This window comes from Gabonibacter massiliensis (assembly GCA_001487125.1).
GTDB lineage: Bacteria > Bacteroidota > Bacteroidia > Bacteroidales > Marinifilaceae > Gabonibacter > Gabonibacter massiliensis.
In genome coordinates this window covers 1,860,341-1,881,707 of record LN913013.1, presented here as the reverse complement: position 1 = coordinate 1,881,707, position 21,367 = coordinate 1,860,341, and the positions used below count along the sequence as shown (strand labels likewise).

The 21,367-nt window shown below is 43.3% G+C and carries 16 protein-coding genes; 9 read left to right on the top strand and 7 right to left on the bottom strand.

Going from position 1 to position 21,367, the window contains the following annotated elements:
• Positions 1 to 176: 176 nt before the first annotated feature.
• Both scpA and BN3283_RS12265 read right to left on the bottom strand, forming a co-directional pair.
• Positions 177 to 2,333 carry a methylmalonyl-CoA mutase gene (scpA, locus tag BN3283_RS12270; protein ID WP_041503154.1) on the bottom strand — a complete coding sequence of 719 codons (2,157 nt, stop codon included), beginning with the start codon at positions 2,331 to 2,333 and terminating at the stop codon, positions 177 to 179.
• A 60-nt stretch (positions 2,334 to 2,393) separates the two neighbouring features.
• A complete protein-coding gene (locus BN3283_RS12265) occupies positions 2,394 to 4,271 on the bottom strand; it encodes a methylmalonyl-CoA mutase family protein (protein ID WP_041505287.1) in 1,878 nt (625 codons plus the stop codon).
• Positions 4,272 to 4,512: 241 nt separating this feature from the next.
• Here BN3283_RS12265 and BN3283_RS12260 point away from each other — a divergent pair, with 241 nt between their 5' ends.
• Positions 4,513 to 5,409, top strand: a complete 897-nt coding sequence (locus tag BN3283_RS12260; protein ID WP_041503152.1) for a diaminopimelate dehydrogenase — start codon at positions 4,513 to 4,515, stop codon at positions 5,407 to 5,409.
• A 32-nt stretch (positions 5,410 to 5,441) separates the two neighbouring features.
• Here BN3283_RS12260 and BN3283_RS12255 read toward each other — a convergent pair whose 3' ends face one another.
• Complete coding sequence (locus BN3283_RS12255; protein WP_059026784.1) at positions 5,442 to 5,771, bottom strand: hypothetical protein; 330 nt, start codon at positions 5,769 to 5,771, stop codon at positions 5,442 to 5,444.
• A gap of 457 nt (positions 5,772 to 6,228) precedes the next feature.
• Here BN3283_RS12255 and BN3283_RS12250 point away from each other — a divergent pair, with 457 nt between their 5' ends.
• The 3 genes from BN3283_RS12250 (at position 6,229) to efp (ending at position 8,241) form a co-directional block, all read left to right on the top strand.
• Entirely contained in the window at positions 6,229 to 6,804 is a 576-nt protein-coding gene (locus BN3283_RS12250; RefSeq protein ID WP_041503150.1) for an L-threonylcarbamoyladenylate synthase, read from the top strand.
• Positions 6,805 to 6,824: 20 nt separating this feature from the next.
• Positions 6,825 to 7,511, top strand: coding sequence for a tRNA (adenosine(37)-N6)-threonylcarbamoyltransferase complex dimerization subunit type 1 TsaB (tsaB, locus tag BN3283_RS12245; RefSeq protein WP_059026783.1), 687 nt, complete (start codon positions 6,825 to 6,827; stop codon positions 7,509 to 7,511).
• A gap of 160 nt (positions 7,512 to 7,671) precedes the next feature.
• Complete coding sequence (gene efp / locus BN3283_RS12240) at positions 7,672 to 8,241, top strand: elongation factor P (protein WP_041503148.1); 570 nt, start codon at positions 7,672 to 7,674, stop codon at positions 8,239 to 8,241.
• Between the two features lie 161 nt (positions 8,242 to 8,402).
• Here the strand turns inward: efp and rnc are convergent, their stop codons facing one another.
• The 3 genes from rnc to BN3283_RS12225 are packed head-to-tail and all read right to left on the bottom strand — an operon-like array spanning position 8,403 to position 10,665.
• A complete protein-coding gene (rnc, locus tag BN3283_RS12235; RefSeq protein ID WP_041503147.1) occupies positions 8,403 to 9,146 on the bottom strand; it encodes a ribonuclease III in 744 nt (247 codons plus the stop codon).
• Between the two features lie 22 nt (positions 9,147 to 9,168).
• Positions 9,169 to 10,413 carry a beta-ketoacyl-ACP synthase II gene (fabF, locus tag BN3283_RS12230; protein ID WP_041503146.1) on the bottom strand — a complete coding sequence of 415 codons (1,245 nt, stop codon included), beginning with the start codon at positions 10,411 to 10,413 and terminating at the stop codon, positions 9,169 to 9,171.
• 15 nt (positions 10,414 to 10,428) lie between these two features.
• Positions 10,429 to 10,665, bottom strand: coding sequence for an acyl carrier protein (locus BN3283_RS12225; protein WP_041503145.1), 237 nt, complete (start codon positions 10,663 to 10,665; stop codon positions 10,429 to 10,431).
• Positions 10,666 to 10,836: 171 nt separating this feature from the next.
• Between BN3283_RS12225 and purN the strand changes: the two genes are divergently transcribed.
• The 5 genes from purN (at position 10,837) to trxA (ending at position 20,348) form a co-directional block, all read left to right on the top strand.
• Positions 10,837 to 11,403, top strand: a complete 567-nt coding sequence (gene purN / locus BN3283_RS12220; RefSeq protein ID WP_059026782.1) for a phosphoribosylglycinamide formyltransferase — start codon at positions 10,837 to 10,839, stop codon at positions 11,401 to 11,403.
• A 53-nt stretch (positions 11,404 to 11,456) separates the two neighbouring features.
• Positions 11,457 to 14,660 (top strand): S41 family peptidase, encoded by a 3,204-nt coding sequence (locus BN3283_RS12215; RefSeq protein WP_059027259.1) that lies wholly within the window; start codon positions 11,457 to 11,459, stop codon positions 14,658 to 14,660.
• 60 nt (positions 14,661 to 14,720) lie between these two features.
• Positions 14,721 to 16,121 (top strand): MFS transporter, encoded by a 1,401-nt coding sequence (locus tag BN3283_RS12210; protein WP_059026781.1) that lies wholly within the window; start codon positions 14,721 to 14,723, stop codon positions 16,119 to 16,121.
• Positions 16,122 to 16,282: 161 nt separating this feature from the next.
• Positions 16,283 to 19,942 carry a DNA polymerase III subunit alpha gene (gene dnaE, locus BN3283_RS12205; RefSeq protein ID WP_041505294.1) on the top strand — a complete coding sequence of 1,220 codons (3,660 nt, stop codon included), beginning with the start codon at positions 16,283 to 16,285 and terminating at the stop codon, positions 19,940 to 19,942.
• 88 nt (positions 19,943 to 20,030) lie between these two features.
• A complete protein-coding gene (gene trxA, locus BN3283_RS12200) occupies positions 20,031 to 20,348 on the top strand; it encodes a thioredoxin (RefSeq protein ID WP_041503141.1) in 318 nt (105 codons plus the stop codon).
• Between the two features lie 88 nt (positions 20,349 to 20,436).
• Here trxA and BN3283_RS12195 read toward each other — a convergent pair whose 3' ends face one another.
• Entirely contained in the window at positions 20,437 to 21,366 is a 930-nt protein-coding gene (locus BN3283_RS12195) for a DUF3137 domain-containing protein (RefSeq protein ID WP_059026780.1), read from the bottom strand.
• Position 21,367 lies beyond the last annotated feature (1 nt).

Here is a 21,367-nt window from a genome sequence, read left to right as displayed (position 1 = left end):
TAAAATGTCAAGGAATAATAAAAATTAAACCTAATCGAAAATACGTGTTTTTTACACTTGTTTTTTAACAGAATGAGGTTGGATTTGGATATACATTTATTCCCATTTTCTTAAAGCAAAAAAGAACTGTCTATATTTATTAGACAGTTCTTTTTATTTTATAGAGCATTCGAAAATTATTTCTTAGCTAAATCGATCAGGATTTCGAGAACCTGAATAGCGCTCTTGGATACTTTGGTTCCGGGACCGAATACGGCGATAGCACCGGCATCGAACAAGAATTGATAATCTTGATGAGGGATAACTCCTCCTACATAAACGAGGATATCCTCGCGGCCTAATTTTTTCAACTCGTTGATAACGGCGGGTACCAATGTTTTATGTCCGGCAGCCAAAGAGGAAACTCCGACTACGTGTACGTCGTTTTCCACGGCCTGTTTAGCGGTCTCTTCCGGAGTTTGGAACAAAGGTCCCATGTCCACGTCGAAACCGAGATCTGCATAACCCGTGGCAACAACTTTAGCACCGCGGTCATGTCCGTCCTGACCCATTTTGGCAATCATGATACGAGGACGACGTCCGGTCATTTCTGCAAATTTGTCTGCTAACTCTTTTGCTTTCCGGAAATCTTCGTCTTCTTTTGCTACGCTTGAATATACTCCGCTCACGGTTCTGATAACTGCTTTATAACGTCCTACAACTTTTTCACACGCGTATGATATTTCGCCCAAAGAGGCTCTTTTCTTGGCAGCATCTACGGCCAATTCCAGTAAATTGCCTTCTCCGGTTTCCGCACATTTGGTGATGGCCTCCAAGGCTGCATCCACTTCAGCTTGATTACGGTTTGCTTTTAATTCTTGCAAACGGCGAATTTGTGCTTCCCGTACGGCAGTATTGTCCACCTCAAGAATATCGATCGGATCTTCTTTTTCCAAACGGTATTTATTTGTTCCTACGATAGTTTGAACTCCGCTATCGATGCGGGCTTGCGTACGTGCGGCTGCCTCTTCGATCCGAAGTTTAGGTATGCCGGATTCGATGGCTTTGGCCATACCGCCCAATTTTTCGATTTCCTCGATATGAGCCCATGCTTTGTCTACCAATTCCTGCGTCAGGCTCTCCACGTAGTAGGAACCTCCCCACGGGTCGATGGATTTGCAAACGGTGGTTTCATCCTGGATATAGATCTGTGTATTACGGGCTATACGTGCGGAGAAGTCGGTCGGAAGAGCGATGGCTTCATCCAGCGCGTTGGTATGCAAACTCTGGGTGTGTCCAAGAGCGGCGCCCATGGCTTCTATACAAGTGCGTCCCACGTTGTTGAACGGATCTTGTTCGGTCAAGGACCAACCGGAAGTCTGGCTGTGTGTACGTAATGCCAAAGATTTCGGGTTTTTCGGGTTGAATTGTTTTACGATCTTTGCCCACAACAGACGGCCGGCTCTCATTTTGGCGATCTCCATGAAGTGGTTCATACCGATGGCCCAGAAGAATGATAAACGCGGAGCGAAGGCATCGATATCCATTCCCGCGTTCACTCCTGCGCGCAGATATTCCAAACCGTCGGCCAATGTATAAGCCAGCTCGATATCGGCGGTAGCACCTGCTTCTTGCATGTGGTATCCGGAGATAGAAATAGAGTTGAACTTCGGCATATTTTTGGAAGTATATTCGAAGATATCGGCGATAATCTTCATAGAGAATTTAGGCGGGTAAATATAGGTATTACGCACCATAAACTCTTTCAGGATATCATTCTGAATGGTTCCTGACAATTGATCCAGGGTGGCTCCTTGCTCTAATCCGGCAACGATATAGAAAGCCAAGATCGGAAGAACCGCACCGTTCATCGTCATGGAGACGGACATTTTATCCAACGGAATCTGGTCGAACAGGATCTTCATATCCAAAATAGAGTCTACGGCAACACCGGCCTTACCCACGTCTCCGATTACGCGCGGGTGATCGGAGTCGTACCCGCGGTGAGTGGCCAAGTCGAATGCCACTGACAAACCTTTTTGTCCGGCGGCCAAGTTACGGCGATAAAAGGCGTTAGACTCTTCTGCCGTGGAGAATCCGGCGTATTGACGAATCGTCCAGGGGCGCATCGGATACATTCCGGAATAGGGTCCGCGGAGGTAGGGAGGAATACCGGCTACATAGTCCAGGTGTTCCATACCTTTCAAATCTTCTTCGGTATACACGGGTTTTACCGGTATAAGTTCAGGGGTCATCCACGATTTTTCAATCTGATTGGCTTTCTCCCACTCGGAAGCGGTCGTAGCAGGCTTTTGTGATGACTTGATATTTATATCTTTAAAATTCGGTTTCATCTTTGTAATTTGTAATTATGATTAAGGCTGTGCTCTCAATCTGAAATCTAAAATCGTCAACTATTTAATTCCCAATTTTTGTTGGTAACCCTTCAGGTCTTCCAGTACGTTACATTTTACATGAACATAGTTGGTGATACCGATTGCTTCCAATTCCGGTCTGGATTCCGGGTTTCCGGCAACAACGACAATGGCTTTGTCTTTTAATGCAGCGTAAATCTCCGGAGCAATCGTCGCGTATTCGTCGTCCGAACTACAGATTACCACGATATCGGCTTTGTTGTCCAAGCAGGCTTTTGCTCCTTCTTCCACGGTTTTGAATCCGTTATTATCCATTACCTGGAATCCGGCACAAGCAAAGAAATTGCATGCGAATTGGGCTCTTGCCTTACGCATGGCCAGATTGCCCATGGGGAACATGTAAACGACCGGACGGTGTCCGTTTTCTTTGGCAAACATGTCGGTTCTTAAACGCATAGCCTCAAAAGCCTGGGTTCCGCGGTAAGGTTTCAATGTTTCTACAACAGCATCGGGGGCGGTGAAGTCTTCCGGTTCCAAGATGCAAGAACAAAGAGCTTTGTCGATCTTTTCGTTGAAATTCGGGAATTGGTTTGTTCCCAAGAAGTTTTCTTTGCGGTTTGCGATGTCCTGGTCTCTCTTTTGGGCGGTAGCCTTTATTGCGGCTTGAACGAAGCCTGACTCTAAAGCTTTCTGCATGCCGCCTTGTTCCTGAACTTCGAGGAATAACTTCCAGGCAGCTTCAGCAATGAACTGAGTCAGCTCTTCGATATAATAAGATCCTCCGGCTACGTCTGCAATCTTGCCGAAATGAGACTCTTCTTTTAACAGTAATTGTTGGTTGCGAGCCACCCGTTCACCCAATTCAGAGGGATGGCATTCGTAGATATAGTCGTACGGGTGTACGGTGAAAGAATCAACACCGCCTAAAATAGCGGACATGGCTTCCGTTTGAGTACGAAGCATGTTTACATTCGGGTCATAAACCGTTTTGTTCCATTCTGAAGTTTCAGCATGTATATTCATTTTACAGATGGAGTCGCAGCACGGGTTGTAAGCTTTCACGATTTGAGCCCACAAGAAACGAGCGGCTCTCAACTTGGCTATTTCCATGAAATATTTGGAGCCTGTGGCAAAGTGGAAGCGCATTCTGGGGGCGATATCTTTGATATCCATGCCGGCATCTGTCAGTTTATCTAAGTATTCAACACCGGCAGCCAGACTAAATCCCAATTCCTGTACAATGGAAGCACCGGAATTGTTGAAAACAAATCCTCCGACTTCGATGCTTTTGAAATTTTTCATCTGGGCCGTTCCTTCCGTGGTCGTTTTTACAACATTGAAAGGATGAGGATCACAGAACTTGCCTTCCAGAACCAATTTCGTGATCGGATCTATATTGATACCTCCGTGGATGGATTCCGGATTCACTCCTTTTTCCGTAACCACTTCTTTAAACATATTAAGGATGGCAACTTTATTGCAACATAAAACGAAGTTGATTTCGATGCAGTCGAGGCAAATATCTTTTAAAAGAGCCTCCATGTCGGCTTTCGTGAAGTTCTTGCCATCAGAAATAACGAAGCCTAAGGAATCAACACCTCTGTTCAAAATGTCCAACGCTTTCTTATTCGCCTCTGCAACATTCTCTACCTTAATGTCTTGACGAATAAACCAGTTGTTGTCTTTTTTGTTACCTCTCACGTAAGGAAATTCTCCGGGGAAGCAATCCAAGTACTTGAGGTCCTTCATATTCTCCAAACGATACATCGGTTGGACATTGAAGCCCTCGTTTGTTCTCCAAACCAGCTTTTTATTGAAATCAGCCCCTTTTAGGTCTGCAGTTACTTTGTCCATCCACTCTTGAGTCGTGTTTGGTGCAAATTCACTGAAAAGCTTTGTGTGTACATTCTCTGCCATAATAAGTTTTTATGTAATTGTTCTGTAACTGTTTGTTATTAAAAACGAAAAGCAAAATTAACCCTTTTCGACAATTTAAAAAAGAAAATCCCTTTTATTTTCGGCTATTCGACATATTATCATGGTTTTTTAATAGTTCGTTGAAATAATTTGATATTTGGGGAGATGAAAAATAGAGATACCTTTTTACGGGAGAGGATTATTTTGTAATTTGCAGCGTTAAATTTAAAGTAAGAAACAGATGAAAAAGATAAGAGCTGCCATTGTCGGCTATGGAAATATCGGACGCTATGTGCTTGATGCGCTTCAGGTCGCACCTGATTTTGAAGTGGCGGGAATCGTACGCCGAGATGCCGCGGATATACCTGATGAGTTGAAAAGTTTTCCGGTTGTTTCGGATATCGCCTGTCTGAAAGAGGTGGATGTTGCTATCCTGTGTACGCCGACCCGAAGTGTGGAGACTTATGCTTCTAAGATTTTGAAGATGGGGATAAATACCGTCGACAGTTTCGATATTCATACGGAGATTTCCGGATTACATGAGCGTTTGGGAGAGATAGCTAAAAAATACAATAGTGTTTCTATTATTTCTGCCGGTTGGGATCCGGGGAGTGATTCTATGGTTCGGGCCCTGTTGGAAGCTTGTGCCCCGAAAGGAATTACTTATACGAATTTCGGCCCCGGCATGAGTATGGGACATACGGTAGCCGTAAAAGCTATCGAAGGGGTAAAAGCGGCATTATCTATGACGATTCCTGTTGGTACGGGCATTCACCGCCGGATGGTTTATATCGAATTAAAGGAGGGGTATGATTTCAAACGGGTGGCGGAAGCTATTAAGACGGATCCTTATTTCGAACATGATGAAACCCATGTAATGCAGGTGGACAGTGTAGATGCTTTGAAAGATATGGGACACGGAGTCAACCTGATCCGGAAAGGAGTTTCCGGAAAAACACAGAATCAATTGTTTGAATTCGGTATGAAGATCAATAATCCTGCCCTGACGGGTCAGATTTTGGTGGCTACGGCCAGGGCTTCCGTGCTGCAGCGGCCGGGATGTTATACTTTGATAGAGATTCCGGTTATTGATCTACTGTACGGAGACCGGAAGGAGCTGATAAAGCATTTGGTATAGAGAATATTTTACTGGAAAAGACCGGACCATTATCATCGTCCGGTCTTTTTCAAAAAAGCGAAGACTCGATTAAATGCTTCCTGTTCCATTGCTTCCTGTAGACCAATCCGTACACTGGCTGTAACTTGAATTCCGGTAGCTGTTATCGTAAACGTCAATGTATGTTTCTGATTAGCTATAAGCGTCAGCTCGTTTTCTCCGTCTTTCGGCGTTACGGTTTTATCTGTATTATTTAGGGTCAGGGTAAATTCCGGGGCAGAACCGGGCCATACCAGGTAATCGGTGACGAATGTTTCGCCGGATTCGCTCAGACCGGCTCCGGTAACCTGAGGATAATAGGCGTAAAAATCGAGGGAACCCACGGGTCAAAAAGCTTCATTGCCCGGTTCGAAGTCGAATTTTGTTCCGTTCGTACTTATCGAAATTTTTGCGTTATTTAAATTTTCCTGTGTAGTTTTTGTCCTTTGTAATTAACAACAACGTTAAACCACAAAATAGAGGTATGATAAACGAGAGGACGTACGAAAAATACATCCAGAAAATGGAAGAAAACAATTCACTGATCATGATCCCTTTTGGTACTATAATGTACATATTTACGTGTTCAAATATAGTAAAATAATGTCTTGTAAAACGTTTTTCAGGAGGTAGTGTTGTATTAGGCCGTAATTGATACGAAATGATCCGAATAGAACCGTTGGATATGGATTCGAAGGAAATAGGATGCGTAATAGCACAAGGGAAAAATTATTTATATGAATAAAATTGAATCTGGAAAATAATTGACAATTTTGTATCATCAATTTCAATGATACTGATATGAATGTAGAAAAATGCAGAGAAGAAGTAAAGAAGGCTTGTGAGGTATTGAAAAACGGAGGGATAATCCTTTACCCCACGGATACGATTTGGGGAATCGGATGTGATGCGACTAATGATGAGGCGGTAAAACGGGTATATGAGTTGAAAAAGCGGGAAGACAGTAAGGCGATGTTGGTTCTTTTGGATGATTTGGGTAAGTTGGCATCCTATGTGGATGTGCCGGATATTACTTATGATTTGTTGGAAGCTGCCGATCGTCCGATGACGGTCATTTATCCGCGTGCTAAGAATTTGGCCAAAGGACTGGTTAGTGCGGACGGCACGATAGGAATCCGTATCACGAAAGAGATTTTTTCGCGAATGTTGGTTGCTCGCTTTCGCAAGCCGATTGTTTCTACATCTGCCAATATTAGTGGAGATCCTTCGCCCAAGTGTTTTGCCGATATCAGCGATGAGGTAAAAAAATCCGTCGATTACGTGGTCGATTTTCGACAGGAGGAAACGACTAATCCGGCCCCTTCCAGTATTGTTAAATTAGGCTTGGGGGGAGAGATACAGATTATTCGTCAATAAAGGATATAAAATTTTAATTTATGGCATTGATTTTAAATATAGATACGTCAACAGAGATTTGTTCGGTGGCTATAGCTCGGGATGGAAAGTTATTGGCTTTGAAAGAGAATGACGAGGGATTGAATCACTCTGTTTTATTGGGTGTTTATGTAGACGAACTGTTGAAAGAGAATGGAATACGGGCCAAAGAGTTGGATGCTGTTGCCGTTAGCATGGGGCCCGGTTCCTATACCGGGTTACGTATTGGCGTTTCGTTGGCCAAAGGGATATGTTTCGGAACGGGGAAACCTTTAATAGCTATAAGCACGTTGAAAGCTTTAGCTATTTCCGTTGCCCGGAATGTTGACGAAGAGGCTCTTTTTTGTCCGATGATAGACGCTCGTCGCATGGAGGTTTATTCGGCTATTTTTAATCGGAACGGGGAGATGATACGTGAGGTACGGGCGGAAATCATAGACCCGTCTTCATTTAGCGATTGGTTGGTTGATCATAAAATCTATTTCTTTGGAAACGGTAGTGGAAAAGTAAAAGAGGTCATAGTTCATCCCCATGCGCAATTTGTGGACCGGGTGGTTACCTCTGCTGTCAATATGATAACTTTGGCTGAACAAAAGTGGGAAGAGAAAACTTTTGAAGATCTGGCTTATTTCGAACCGTTTTACTTAAAAGATTTTATCGCTACCGTTCCCAAGAAAAAAGTGCTTTGAATGTTTTTTCCATTTCTCGGATTTTTTATAGAGAGCAAACTTGTCATGATGCTAAAATGGTCATGGCTGTGGAAAAATGATTCGACTTTTGGTCAGTTGGGCTGATTTTCTTATATTTGCACCCTAATTTCAATTATTAAAACTAAAACTTATTAGATAAATGGCAACGACAGCTGATTTTAGGAATGGATTATGCATCGTTTTTAAGGACGATTTATATACCATTGTACAATTCCAACATGTGAAACCGGGTAAAGGTCCCGCTTTCGTGAGAACGAAATTAAGAAATGTAAAAACAGGGCGTATTTTGGAAAATACTTTTACCTCTGGAATAAAGATAGATGTAGCTCGTATCGAGAGACGTCCTTATCAGTTTTTATATAAAGAGGGAGAGGATTATGTTATGATGCATACGGAGACTTACGAGCAATTGAATATTGCAAAAGAGTTGATCAATGCCCCTCAATTTTTAAAAGAAGGAGATGCCGTTGAGATGGTTGTGCACGCCGATACGGAAACACCATTGTATGTTGAGTTATTGCCGAACGTCGTATTGGAAGTGACTTATACGGAACCGGGTTTGAAGGGAGATACGGCTTCTTCAACGGCTTTGAAGGCAGCTGAGGTGGAGACCGGAGCCAAAGTGATGGTACCTCTTTTTGTTAATACCGGGGAAAAAATACGTATAAGTACGCAAGACGGTTCTTACGTGGAACGCGTGAGGGAGTAAAAAGAAGAAAAGATATTTATGGAGAGACTATCCGCGTTGAGGGTAGTCTCTTTTATGTTCATCTCGAAGGGCAAACAGGGCGGATTCGACAATCTGGATGAGGTTATTCCATCAAAAAATTGCTAAATTGCGAGAATGGCTTTTGGTCGGATAAGCTCGGGCTATATGATAATATTGCCTTGCCCTTCATTTTGAAGTTTTTGAATGGCTTTTTCCGCGGAATGTTGTTCAGCTTCTTTTTTGGAAGACCCCACGCCTTTACCGATGACTTCTTCTCCGACTGAGATCGTACAAACGAATTTGGAGCGACGATTTTTAAAGAGCTCTTCCGTGTGTATGCTTAATTCTATTTTATTTTTTTGTCCCCACTCGATAAGTCGACTTTTGAAATTTTTATCGATGTATACCAGGTCTTCTAAGTTTACGTAGTGAGGAAAGATGTATTGTTCGATAAAATCCTTTGTCTTGGCGTATCCCTGATCAAGATAGATGGCACCGGTAAAAGCTTCGAACACATCACCGTATATGTGTTTGTTTTTTGAAATGTCCGATTTGGCGATGACCTCTTTACTTAATCCCATCTTTATGGCTATTTCGTTCAAGGATTCCCGGCTTACGATCTTGGAACGTAGGCGGGTTAAAAATCCTTCGTCTTTGTTCGGAAAAAATTTGTAAAGAATTTCAGCCACGATGGCACCCAATACGGCATCGCCCAGGAACTCGAGGCGTTCATAATTAAGGATCGTTCCGCTTTTCGTATACCTGGAAGCAGACTTGTGCAGTAAAGCAAGGTTATATAACCCTTTATTTTGAGGGATAAATCCCCATTCGTAAATAGACAATCCATAAAACTTATCTTTGCGATGCAGATATAGTTTTATGGATTGAATTATTTGCCTAATCACTTTCCAACGTTTTAGTTAGTGATTATTTTTTAAATACAACACAGGCATTGTGACCACCGAACCCGAAGGTGTTACTAATGGCAACATTTATTTTTCTTTCTTGAGCCTTATTAAATGTAAAATTTAATTTCGGATCCAGTTCCGGATCCAGGCTCTGGAAATTAATAGTCGGGGGAACAATGTCGTTTTTCACGGCCAAGACACAAGCGATTGCTTCGATGGCACCGGCGGCGCCTAATAAATGTCCGGTCATTGATTTGGTAGAACTGATGTTCAGCTGATAAGCGTGTTCTCCAAATGCTTTAAGAATAGCCTTAGGTTCTGCTATATCTCCTAATCCCGTAGATGTCCCGTGTACATTGATGTAATCGACATCTTTAGGAGTCAGGCCTGCATCTTCGAGGGCAGATTTCATTACGTCTCCGGCACCTTCTCCTTCCGGGTCGGGAGCCGTCATGTGATAAGCATCACAATTCATTCCTGCTCCTGCAAGTTCTGCATAGATTTTAGCTCCTCTCTTCATGGCGTGCTCGTATTCTTCAACGATTAGTGCGGCTCCGCCTTCTCCCAACACGAATCCGTCACGGTTTGCGTCAAACGGACGAGAAGCGCTTTTCGGATCGTCATTGCGGGTGGATATGGCTTTCATGGCGTTGAAACCTCCAACACCGGGAACGGTTATCGCGGCTTCAGATCCGCCGGCAATAATCACGTTTGCTTTTCCTAATCGAATGAGGTTTAATGCATCTACTAAAGAATGAGCCGATGATGCACAAGCAGAAACCGTCGTATAGTTAGGCCCCTTTAGGCCGTGTTCGATAGCGATCATTCCTCCTGCCATATTGGCAATCATCTTGGGGATAAAGAAAGGGTTGAATCTGGGAGTACCATCTCCGATGGCAAATGTTTTACACTCTTCATAGAATGTTTCCAATCCTCCGATACCTGCGCCCCAGATTACACCTACTCTTCTCTTATCCTCTGCGGATAAATCGAGTCCTGAATCCTTAATGGCTTCCCGGGCTGCAATGAGACCGAATTGCGTGTAAAGATCCATTTTACGGACTTCTTTCTTGTCGAAATGTTCCGTCGGCTCGTAATTTTTTATTTCACACGCGAATTGCGTGCGAAATTTAGATGCATCAAAACGAGTAATAGGACCGGCGCCGCTAACGCCTTTTTTCAAGTTGTCCCAAAACTCGGACACCGTGTGACCGAGAGGATTGATCGTTCCAAGACCTGTAATTACTACTCGTTTGAGGTTCATAAAATCAATATTAAATTACTGAGCGTTAGCTTCAACATAAGCAATAGCATCGCCTACGGTAGCAATTTTCTCTGCTTGATCGTCCGGAATAGTGATATTGAATTCTTTTTCCAATTCCATAATCAATTCTACCGTATCCAAAGAGTCAGCTCCAAGATCATTTGTAAATGTTGCACTTGGTGTAACTTCTGATTCATCAACTCCTAATTTATCAACGATAATAGCTTTCACTCTGTTTGTAATGTCAGACATAACTTTAAATTTTAATTAGACATTTTTTAATTTCACACTTAATCACCCTTGGGGTGTACATAACTCTCAAAGTTCGGGGGCAAAGTTAGAGAATTTATTTTTCATAGAAAATTTTTTTGCTTGAATAAAGTTTTATTATCTTTATGACTTTGATTTTTAATTAATTACATCATGAAGAAAATAGCAATATTTGCCTCTGGTTCAGGGTCTAACGCTGAAAATATCATTAAATTTTTTAAAAATGATCCGCAAAATAGCGTGATCGGCGTGTTTTGTAATAAGCCGGATGCTTTTGTTTTGGAGAGAGCAAGACGTTTGAATATACCCGCCTTTGTTTTCAATAAAGAAGACTTTTATCGGTCTGATCGTATCTTGTCACAAATGAGTGAGTTGGGAGTGGACTTGATCGTGCTGGCCGGTTTCTTGTGGAAGGTACCCGAGCCTATCATCGATGCCTATGAGTACCGGATCATCAATATACATCCGGCTCTTTTGCCTCGTTACGGGGGAAAGGGCATGTACGGAATGCATGTCCATGAGGCTGTAATCGCTGCCGGGGAAAAGGAGAGCGGAATCACCGTCCATTATGTAAATCGTCATTACGATGAAGGGGCTGCAATTTTTCAGGCAAGATGTGAGGTTACGCCCGAGGATACGCCGGATTCGTTAGCTGCCAAGATACATGATTTGGAATACGAGTATTTCCCGAAAGTGGTAAAACAGGTATTGGAGAAATGAGGGTTATTCCTGCAAGAATAAAAAGAATTTATACGGCTTATTGATTGGGAATGATGAAAAAGAATATAGTTTTATTATTGGGATTTTTTTTAGGCTGTCTGTGCTTGAAGGCAGAAGAGGCTCGTTTATTACGTTTTCCTCATAGTGTTGGGGAGAAGGTCGTTTTTTCGTATGCCGGCGATCTTTATACGGTACCTGTATCGGGAGGAGTTGCCCGTCGCCTGACTTCTCACGTGGGGTATGAGATGTTTCCTCGAATTTCTCCGGATGGTAAATATATCGCTTTCACGGGACAATACGACGGAAATACGGAAGTGTTCGTTATTCCTGTCGAGGGGGGAGAACCGAAACGGCTGACTTATTCCGCCACCTTGAAGCGGGATGATTTGGGGGATCGGATGGGGCCTAATAACGTCGTGATCGGATGGACTCCGGATAGTAAATCTATTTTATATCGTTCCAGGCAATATACCTTTAATGATTTTACCGGACAATTGTTCACGGTTCCCGTATCGGGAGGAATGCCAACGGAGATTCCGTTGGCGAATGGAGGGTTTGCGTCTTTTTCTCCCGATGGGAAAAGATTAGCTTATAACTATATTTTCCGGGAATTTCGGACATGGAAAAGATACGAAGGCGGGATGGCCGACGATATCCGGGTTTTCGATTTCTCCACCAAAAAATCCGAAAGAATAACGCATGATGTGAGGCAGGATATTATTCCCATGTGGTCTCCCGACGGAGAGGATATCTATTATATTTCGGACCGGGACGACATCATGAATCTTTACGTTTATCATATAAAGACAAAAGAGACTCGCCAATTGACTTTTTATAAAGATTACGATATAAAATTTCCGGCCATAGGCGATAAGTCGATTGTTTACGAGCATGGAGGATATATTTATCGTTACGATTTGAAGAACGGTAAAAACGAACGGATTAAAATTGATATCGATAATGATCAGGTTTATTCGCGTCCGGAATGGAGACGGGTAAGCGATCAGATCGACTTCCGGGCTCCTTCTCCTGACGGACGGCGGGTTTTGGTTTCGGCAAGAGGAGATATTTTTTCACTTCCGGTGAAAGAGGGCATTACTTATAATTTGACCAACTCTTCCCATGCCAATGATCGGATGGGGGCTTGGTCTCCTGACGGCAATTACATAAGCTATATATCCGATAAGGAGGGTGAGTTTTCGATTTATATCCGGGAGGTTGCGACCGGCAGGGAAAAAAGGTTGATAAAGGGTTTTAAAGGATACATCTTTAATTACAAATGGTCACCTGATTCCCGGTCTATTTTATGGAGCGATAAGGGGAATACCTTAAATATTTCGGATGTTTCTACCGGAAAGAGGGAAATTATCGAAACTTCTCCCGTGCGCCCGATGACGGATTTCAATTGGTCTCCTGACAGCAGATACATTACTTATGTACGTCCGGGAAAAGCGGTCGATCATATTATAATATACGAGTTGTCCGATAAGCGGAAACATCAGATAACTGACGATTGGTACGGGGTGGCTTCTCCGAATTTCAGTTGCGATGGAAAATATCTTTTGTTCGTTTCTGCCCGCTCTTTCTCCCCCTCTTACGGCAGAACAGAATGGAACCATGTCTATCGGGAGATGAATAAAGTTTATATTTTGCCTTTGGTGAAAGGAGCTTGGATTCCTTTTTCTCCTGAAAACGACGGAATGCCGAAGGTGAAAACGCCGGATGGCGAAGGAATAGAAGGTGGCTATGATTTTACGGGTGTAAACCGTCGTTTGATCGAATTACCGATTTTGCCGGCCGATAATTACGGTAATTTGCATATGATAGGTAACTATGTTTATTACGATCGGGGAGGTCATACAATGGTGTATGACCTGGCGGGTAAAAGCGAATCTTCCCTTGGCGGGCAAATTGTTTTCAGTCCGGGGTATGATAAGGCGTTAGGAGTTGTCGGGCAGGTTTTTCAAATTATTGATTTGCCGACGACCTCTCTTTCCGTGGGGAGTGGAATTTCGACAAATGGCGTGAAGAAACGGATTAATTACCATGAAGAATGGATGCAAATTTATAACGAGACCTGGCGTCAGATGAGGGATTTCTTTTATGCTGAAAATATGCATGGGGTGGATTGGAATAAAGTATACGAGAAGTATAAAGTGCTCGTGCCTTATGTTAACCATCGGACGGATCTGACTTATCTGATAGGAGAGATGATCGGGGAGCTGAACGTGGGGCATGCCTATTCTATAAACGGTAAACATCCTGAACCGGAACGAATTAAGATGGGCTTATTGGGAGCAACTTTCAAAAGGGATAAATCCGGTTATTTTCAGGTAGAAAGAATCATCGAGGGGGCTAATTGGAAAACTTCGACCCGCTCGCCTTTGACCATGCCGGGAGTGGATGTCCGGGAAGGAGATTATTTGATCGCTATCAATGGAAAATCTTTGCAAGAAACCGATAATTTATTTACAGAATTAGTAGATATGGCCGGAAAGACGGTTGAATTGGAGGTCAATTCAAAACCTTCCGTTACCGGATCTCGCCGGGTTTTAGTAATTCCGTTGGCAGATGAATCGAAACTGTATTATTATCATTGGGTACAAAACAATATAAAGAAAGTGGAGGAGGCGACGAACGGAGAGGTGGGTTATATCCATATACCGGATATGGGAACGGAAGGATTGAATGAATTTGTGAAACACTATTATCCCCAATTGCAAAAAAAGGCTTTGATTATCGATGACCGGGGAAACGGGGGAGGCAATGTTTCACCCATGATTATTGAACGTTTGATGCGTACGCCGACTTATTTTACGATGCATACGAATCAAAAGGAGGGATCGGTAAATCCGGTCGGTACGTTTATTGGTCCCAAGGTGTTGTTGGTGAACGAGTACTCGGCCTCTGACGGAGATTTGTTTCCTTATCGTTTTAAATACAATAAATTGGGTACGGTTATCGGAAGACGTACCTGGGGCGGAGTGGTCGGTTATAGCGGAACCATTCCTGTCGTGGACGGAGGGGCGATCGTAACTCCTTCTTACGCTCCTTTTGCTGTTGACGGAAGCGGCTTTATCATCGAAGGAACCGGTGTTACTCCTCATATAGATTTGGAAAACGATCCTTATTTAGAATATACGGGGCGGGATCAACAGTTGGAGAAGGCGATAGAAATTATTTTAGAGCAATTAAAAACGGCGAAGAGATCGGTTCCGCCTATTCCTGTTTTCCCGGATAAATCGGGAAAGAACTGAGATAGGTTGAAACTTTTTTCCAAATGTTTCGATAGGTAAGGATAAAAGGAAAAGATTTTTATGGGAACTGAAGAAGTCAAGATGGACGGGCTTCCATTGCCGAGACGTTATTGGGCCATTTTGTCCATTGCATTGGGTATAACCGTCTCCGTTCTGGACGGGACGATAGCGAATGTCGCTCTTCCTACTATCGCGCAGGATCTGCAGGCGACACCCTCCATGTCGATATGGATCGTGAATGCTTATCAGTTGGCTATCGTTGTCTCGTTGCTCTCCCTATCCTCTTTGGGGGATATTTGGGGCTACCGTAAAGTTTATATAAGCGGATTGTTCTTATTTAGTTTTACCTCGTTGGCCTGCGCGCTTTCCAATTCTTTGTGGACGTTAACGATTGCCCGTGTTCTTCAGGGATTCGGGGCTGCCGCGATTACGAGTGTGAATACTTCGCTCATTCGTATTATTTATCCTCAGCGTATCATAGGCCGGGGAATGGGAATAAACGCTTTGGTAGTTGCGGTATCTGCTGCCGCCGGACCTACTATCGCCGCCGGGATCCTTTCCGTTGCTTCCTGGCCTTGGTTGTTCGCGATCAATGTTCCGATAGGGATTGCGGCCTTGATGTTGAGTTTTAAATTTCTGCCTTCCAATACGGTGCGGGTAGAGGGACGGCGTTTTGACTGGATGAGCGGGTGGATGAACGCTTTGACGTTCGGATTGTTGATATCGGCAATTGAAGGCTATGCCCACGGTATCGATTCCATATATATCGTTTCGGGCTTAGCGGTCATGTTCGTTGTCGGTTTCTTTTTTATTCGTCGTCAGTTGAATCAGACTTATCCGCTGTTGCCCGTGGATTTGTTGCGAATTCCTATTTTCGCTCTCTCCGTCGGCACATCGATATGTTCTTTTACCGCTCAGATGTTGGCTATGGTTTCTTTGCCTTTTTTCTTACAAAACGCGTTGGGGAGGGATGAGGTAGTGACGGGTTTGTTGTTAACTCCCTGGCCTTTGGCTACCATGTTGGCGGCTCCTCTTGCCGGTCGGTTGATCGAACGCGTTCACGCGGGTTTGTTGGGTGGAATAGGGCTGACCTTGTTTGCTGGCGGTTTATTTCTGTTGGCTACTTTACCCGAAATGCCGACAAACGCGAGTATTGTTTGGCGAATGGCGTTGTGTGGTGCCGGATTCGGCTTGTTTCAAACGCCGAATAACAGTATTTTGATTTTATCTGCCCCCCGGCAACGTAGCGGAGGAGCGAGCGGAATGTTAGGGACTTCGCGTCTTTTGGGACAGACCTCCGGAGCCTCTTTGGTCGCTTTGATGTTTGCCTTGTTTCCGTATAACGGGACGCATGCCGCACTTTATTTGGGGGGTGCTTTTGCAGCGCTTGCCGCTATCGTGAGTTTTTCCAGAATGTCTTTACCTGAACCCGGAGCTTTGGGGAAGAGAAAAAAGGGATAGATCCGGATAAAGAATGTGGAAAATTTTAGAACTGTTTTTCAGTTGTTGATGATCGTTCTCAAGAGATTATTCCTTACCTTTGTTTAGGTATAAATCAATGGAATCGTTTTTTCTATTCTATTGACAGTTAGGTGTTTGTTTTAATTCTTAGCGTATAATATATGTCTTTTACCCATTTTCATGTACATTCTCAGTATTCTATTTTGGATGGAGCGGCGAGTATTCCCGGTTTGATTGATAAAGCCATCGCTGACGGGATGCCGGCGATTTCCTTGACAGACCATGGAAGTATGTTTGGTATCAAACTTTTCTATGATCTTTGTCGAAAGAAAGGTATCAAACCGATTTTGGGTGTTGAAGCTTATGTCGCCCGGGTGTCATTGCATAATAAAAAAAATCCGCAGGATCGTTCCGGGGAACATTTGATTCTTTTGGCAAAGAATCTGCAGGGATACAGAAATCTTGTGAAATTGTGTTCTGTAGCCCAGGTGGAAGGATTTTATTATCGGCCTCGTATCGATAAGGCCCTTTTGGAGAGGCACAAAGAGGGATTGATTATTTCCTCTGCTTGTTTGGGAGGGGAAATCTGTCAGAAAATCATGGCCGGGGATATAGAAGGAGCGGAGGCTGCTGCCCTATGGTATAAGGATTTGGTAGGGGAGGATTATTATTTGGAAGTGATGAAACATCCGACGACCAATCCTCTTTTGAGAGCGGATGTATACGACAGGCAAGTGAGGTGTAATGCCGAGATACTGAGAATCGGGAAAAAATTGGGTATAAAGGTTATTGCTACCAATGATGTGCATTTTTTGAATGAAGAGGATGCCGAAGCTCACGATATCCTAATCTGTTTGCAGACGAATAAGGATTTGGATGATCCCAAGCGGATGCGGTATACTCAACAGGAGTGGTTTAAGACAACGGCGGAAATGGAAGCCTTGTTCAGTGACGTTCCGGAAGTCATTGCGAATACGCAAGAGATTGTGGATAAGGTAGAGGATTATAAATTGGATTCCGATCCGTTGATGCCTGTATTCCCGATTCCTCCTGAGTTGGGAACGGAAGAAGAGTATCGAAAAAAATACACGGAAAGAGATCTTTTCGATGAATTTACTCAAAATGAAAAGGGTGAGGTGGTGATGAGTGAAGAGGATGCTCAAAAGAAGGTGAAGAAATTAGGAGGTTATGATCGGCTTTATCGTATTAAATTGGAGGCCGATTATTTAAAGGAGTTAGCGATGAAGGGGGCGGTGAAGCGTTACGGAGAGCATATCCCTCCCGATATCATGGAGCGTTTGATTTTTGAACTTCATATCATGAAGACGATGGGTTTCCCGGGCTATTTCCTTATTGTACAGGATTTTATTCGGGCAGCCCGCGATATGGGGGTGATTGTCGGTCCCGGACGGGGTTCGGCGGCGGGGAGTGCGGTAGCTTATTGCTTAGGTATTACAAATATAGACCCGATAAAATATGATTTGCTGTTCGAGCGTTTTTTAAATCCCGACCGTATCTCTTTACCCGATATCGATGTGGATTTTGATGACGACGGACGGCAACGCGTATTGGAATGGGTAACTCAAAAGTATGGAGCAGATAAAGTGGCTCATATCGTTACTTTCGGAAGTATGGCCGCTAAAATGGCAATTAAGGATGTGGCCCGGGTGTTGAAGTTGGAATTATCGGAAGCCAATCGATTGGCTAAAATGGTTCCGGAGGCTCCGAAAATGACACTGAAAAGGGCATATGAAGAGAATCCCGATTTAAAGAAAGAGAAAGAATCACCCAATCCGGTAGTGGGCAAAACGATTCGGTTGGCGGAGATTTTGGAGGGTTCCGTGCGACAGACGGGTGTCCATGCCTGTGGAATATTGATTAGCCGGGATCCGCTCACGGAACATATTCCGATTATGCCGACCGAGGGGGAGAGCTTGATGACGACGCAGTATGACGGTCATTTTGTAGAACCTATCGGATTGATTAAAATGGACTTCTTGGGGTTGCGGACTCTCTCTATTATAAAAACTTGTTTGGATAATATTAAAAAATCCCGCCACGAGGTTTTGGATGTGGATGCGATTTCTCTGGAGGACCAGGAGACTTTTGCTCTTTTTTCCCGGGGAGAGACGACGGGCCTGTTCCAGTTCGAGTCGCCGGGGATGAAAAAACACCTGCGGGCCTTACAGCCTAACCGCTTCGAGGATTTGGTGGCGATGAATGCTCTTTATCGTCCGGGACCTATGGAGTATATTCCTGATTTCATCAAACGTAAGCACGGGGAGGAACCCATCGTGTACGATCATCCTATGATGGAACCCTTTTTAAAGGATACTTACGGGATCACTGTCTATCAGGAGCAGGTGATGTTACAATCACGGGCTTTGGGGAGTTTCACCCGTGGTATGTCCGATACGCTTCGAAAAGCTATGGGTAAAAAACAGATCGATACGATGAATGCCCTGAAGACGCAATTTATAGAGGGGTGTAATAAAAATCCGGAGTTCGTAAAGGGATGTAAAGAGATGGGGAAAGAGGTCAAACCTTTGGTAGAAAAAATATGGGGAGATTGGGAAGCCTTTGCCTCGTATGCTTTTAATAAATCTCATTCTGTTTGTTATGCTTATATCGCTTACCAAACCGGTTTTTTGAAGGCTCATTACCCGGCTGAATTTATGGCGGCCAACTTGAGTTGTAACTTATCCCAAATAGAGAAGGTGACCACTTTTATGGATGAGTGTAAACGAATGGGATTGAAGGTGCTGGCTCCTGACGTGAACGAGTCGGATAATGACTTTACGGTAAATCATAAAGGTGACATTCGTTTCGGAATGGCGGCAATAAAAGGAGTAGGGTTGGCGGCAGTAGATTCGATCATTAAAGAGCGTACGGAAAATGGCCCTTATAAAGATGTGTTTGACTTTTTTGAACGTATCGATTATCGTACCGTAAACAAAAAAACGTTGGAAAATTTAATTACGGCCGGAGGATTGGATAGTTTCGGTTTGCACAGGGGACAGTTTTTTTACCAAGTTGACGGGCATACTTCTTTGCTCGAGAATTTAGTAAATTACGGACAGAAGAAACAGGCCGACGGGCTGAAAATGCAAGCGACCTTATTTGGGGGGATGGACGGATACGAGGTGACAAAGCCCTCTATTCCTTTGTGTGAACCTTGGACGGATATGGAAAAGGCCCGAAAAGAGAAGGAATTAATCGGTATTTACCTCACTTCTCATCCTTTGGATCCCTATAAATTGGAGATAAAAACGCTTTGCACTCCTTTGGAAGAGTTGAATAGTAATTTCGCCTCTTTTAAAAACCGGGATGTTACTATTGCCGGGATTATCATCGCCATGAGGCAGGGAAAGACCAAAAAAGGAAATGATTTTGGTATTTTGACGATAGAGGATTTTAGCGGAACCTACGAGTTGCCTTTCTTTGGTGAGGATTATATAAAATTCAGGAACTATTTTATTTTGGAAACGGCAATATATATTAAGGGAAAGGTACAAACGAAAAAGTGGAACAATGAACTGGCCTTTAACGTAATCAGTATGGATCTGCTCAGCGTTATCGGAGAAAACCTGATTCGTTCCATCACGTTGCAGGTCGATATAGAGAATCTGACACACGAAATCGTAACGGAGATTCATAATCAATTGGTAAACGAAGCGGGAGACATCCCGTTGAATTTTATCCTTTACGACCGGGAAGGGCATAGAGTTAAGATGTTTTCAAGAAGCTGTAAAATAAAACGTTCGAGAGAATTATATGAATATTTTGAAAATAATGATGTGATTAAGATGAAAATTGATTAATATTGCACGGCAAATAAGGGTATTTTTATTCTTAATTGTAGTGATTTTCATATAGATAAGAGAATGTAAACTTAAAAGATAAAAAAGTATGGCTATTGCAGTTAATGATTCAAGTTTTGAGGAAGTGGTTTTGAACTCAAAGCTTCCCGTATTGGTAGATTTCTGGGCGGAATGGTGTGGACCATGTAAAATGATGCTGCCGATTGTAGAAGAATTGTCTAAGGAATACGAAGGTAAGATTGTTGTTGCTAAAGTAGACGTGGACAATTGTGCTGGGACATCCGGAAAATTCGGAATCCGTAATATCCCGACGATTCTTTTCTTCAAAAACGGAGAAGTGGTTGACAAACAGGTCGGTGCTGTGCCTAAAACGGCTTTGGTTGCAAAAATCAATGCACTGCTTTAAAATTGTTGAAATATGATATATAATCCGTCTAACTTCAGGTTAGGCGGATTTTTTGTTTAATATTGTTTTCGGGAGGTGGAGGAAGAAGTTATTCTTTGCTCCAAATCCGTAGGTTTAGATTCAGGTCGTTGACAATACCTGTCAAGGCCGAGAGGGTATCGTACTCCTGTTTTAAACTGTTGTTATGGAGTTGAGAACGCCAAATACTGGTTTCGAAATGATCGGTTCGGTCGGGAATAGCGATGATAATATTGGAGTTATAGAAACTGACTGTAATTTTTCCCGGGAATTTTCGGTCGAGCATCAGAAGTTTTTCCATCATTCCCGGAGTCAATAGATAACGGGCTTCTACCTGATCGGTAGAATAAACGTCGAAACTTTTCTCGAAGTCCGGATTTTCCAATTTAACCCGTCGGTTGTTGAAATTCAGCTTAATCCAAGCATTTCGATAAATGATGGTTTGTCCTTTGAAATCTTTGTGGAAATCGGCAATAAAGAAAAAACCCCGGAAAATATCCACCCAACTTTCATGTCTGTGTCCTTTGGAATCTACTGTCACGTGCTTTTCTTCAGCGTGGACTTCCGAACATACGAAAGCTGTTTTTTCGAGCTGTCCGGTTATCATGTCTTCGGAATGATAGCGGTCGGGCGTGGTGGAAAATAATCCGCTACTCATAAAAGCGGTTTTCGAGATGCCTTTCTCGGGTTGGAACGAGGAATCCTTGCATAGGCTCGTTAACAACGTGGTAATGATATCCTTTTTATAATGTCCGGATAGTACGGCAGATTGGCTATTGATACAGAGGAACAAGACGATTATTCCGATGAGGGTAGCAATTATGATTCCCGTATAGCCGGCTTCGATCCCAATGGTTATGCCTGTTCCGACCATAAAACATATACCTCCGGCTATCAGACCGTTCTGAGTCCCTTTCTTTTTTAATTCCAGTCTTTTATCTTCCAGTTGTTTAAGGGCCGGGGTCAATTGTCCGTACAATCTGTCGAAATTATTATCCATA

Coding starts and splice junctions, on each gene's coding strand:
- scpA (WP_041503154.1), bottom strand. CDS start 2,333: ATGAAACCGAATTTTAAAGATATAAATATCAAGTCATCACAAAAGCCT.
- BN3283_RS12265 (WP_041505287.1), bottom strand. CDS start 4,271: ATGGCAGAGAATGTACACACAAAGCTTTTCAGTGAATTTGCACCAAAC.
- BN3283_RS12260 (WP_041503152.1), top strand. CDS start 4,513: ATGAAAAAGATAAGAGCTGCCATTGTCGGCTATGGAAATATCGGACGC.
- BN3283_RS12250 (WP_041503150.1), top strand. CDS start 6,229: ATGAATGTAGAAAAATGCAGAGAAGAAGTAAAGAAGGCTTGTGAGGTA.
- tsaB (WP_059026783.1), top strand. CDS start 6,825: ATGGCATTGATTTTAAATATAGATACGTCAACAGAGATTTGTTCGGTG.
- efp (WP_041503148.1), top strand. CDS start 7,672: ATGGCAACGACAGCTGATTTTAGGAATGGATTATGCATCGTTTTTAAG.
- fabF (WP_041503146.1), bottom strand. CDS start 10,413: ATGAACCTCAAACGAGTAGTAATTACAGGTCTTGGAACGATCAATCCT.
- BN3283_RS12225 (WP_041503145.1), bottom strand. CDS start 10,665: ATGTCTGACATTACAAACAGAGTGAAAGCTATTATCGTTGATAAATTA.
- purN (WP_059026782.1), top strand. CDS start 10,837: ATGAAGAAAATAGCAATATTTGCCTCTGGTTCAGGGTCTAACGCTGAA.
- BN3283_RS12215 (WP_059027259.1), top strand. CDS start 11,457: ATGAAAAAGAATATAGTTTTATTATTGGGATTTTTTTTAGGCTGTCTG.
- BN3283_RS12210 (WP_059026781.1), top strand. CDS start 14,721: ATGGGAACTGAAGAAGTCAAGATGGACGGGCTTCCATTGCCGAGACGT.
- dnaE (WP_041505294.1), top strand. CDS start 16,283: ATGTCTTTTACCCATTTTCATGTACATTCTCAGTATTCTATTTTGGAT.
- trxA (WP_041503141.1), top strand. CDS start 20,031: ATGGCTATTGCAGTTAATGATTCAAGTTTTGAGGAAGTGGTTTTGAAC.
- BN3283_RS12195 (WP_059026780.1), bottom strand. CDS start 21,366: ATGGATAATAATTTCGACAGATTGTACGGACAATTGACCCCGGCCCTT.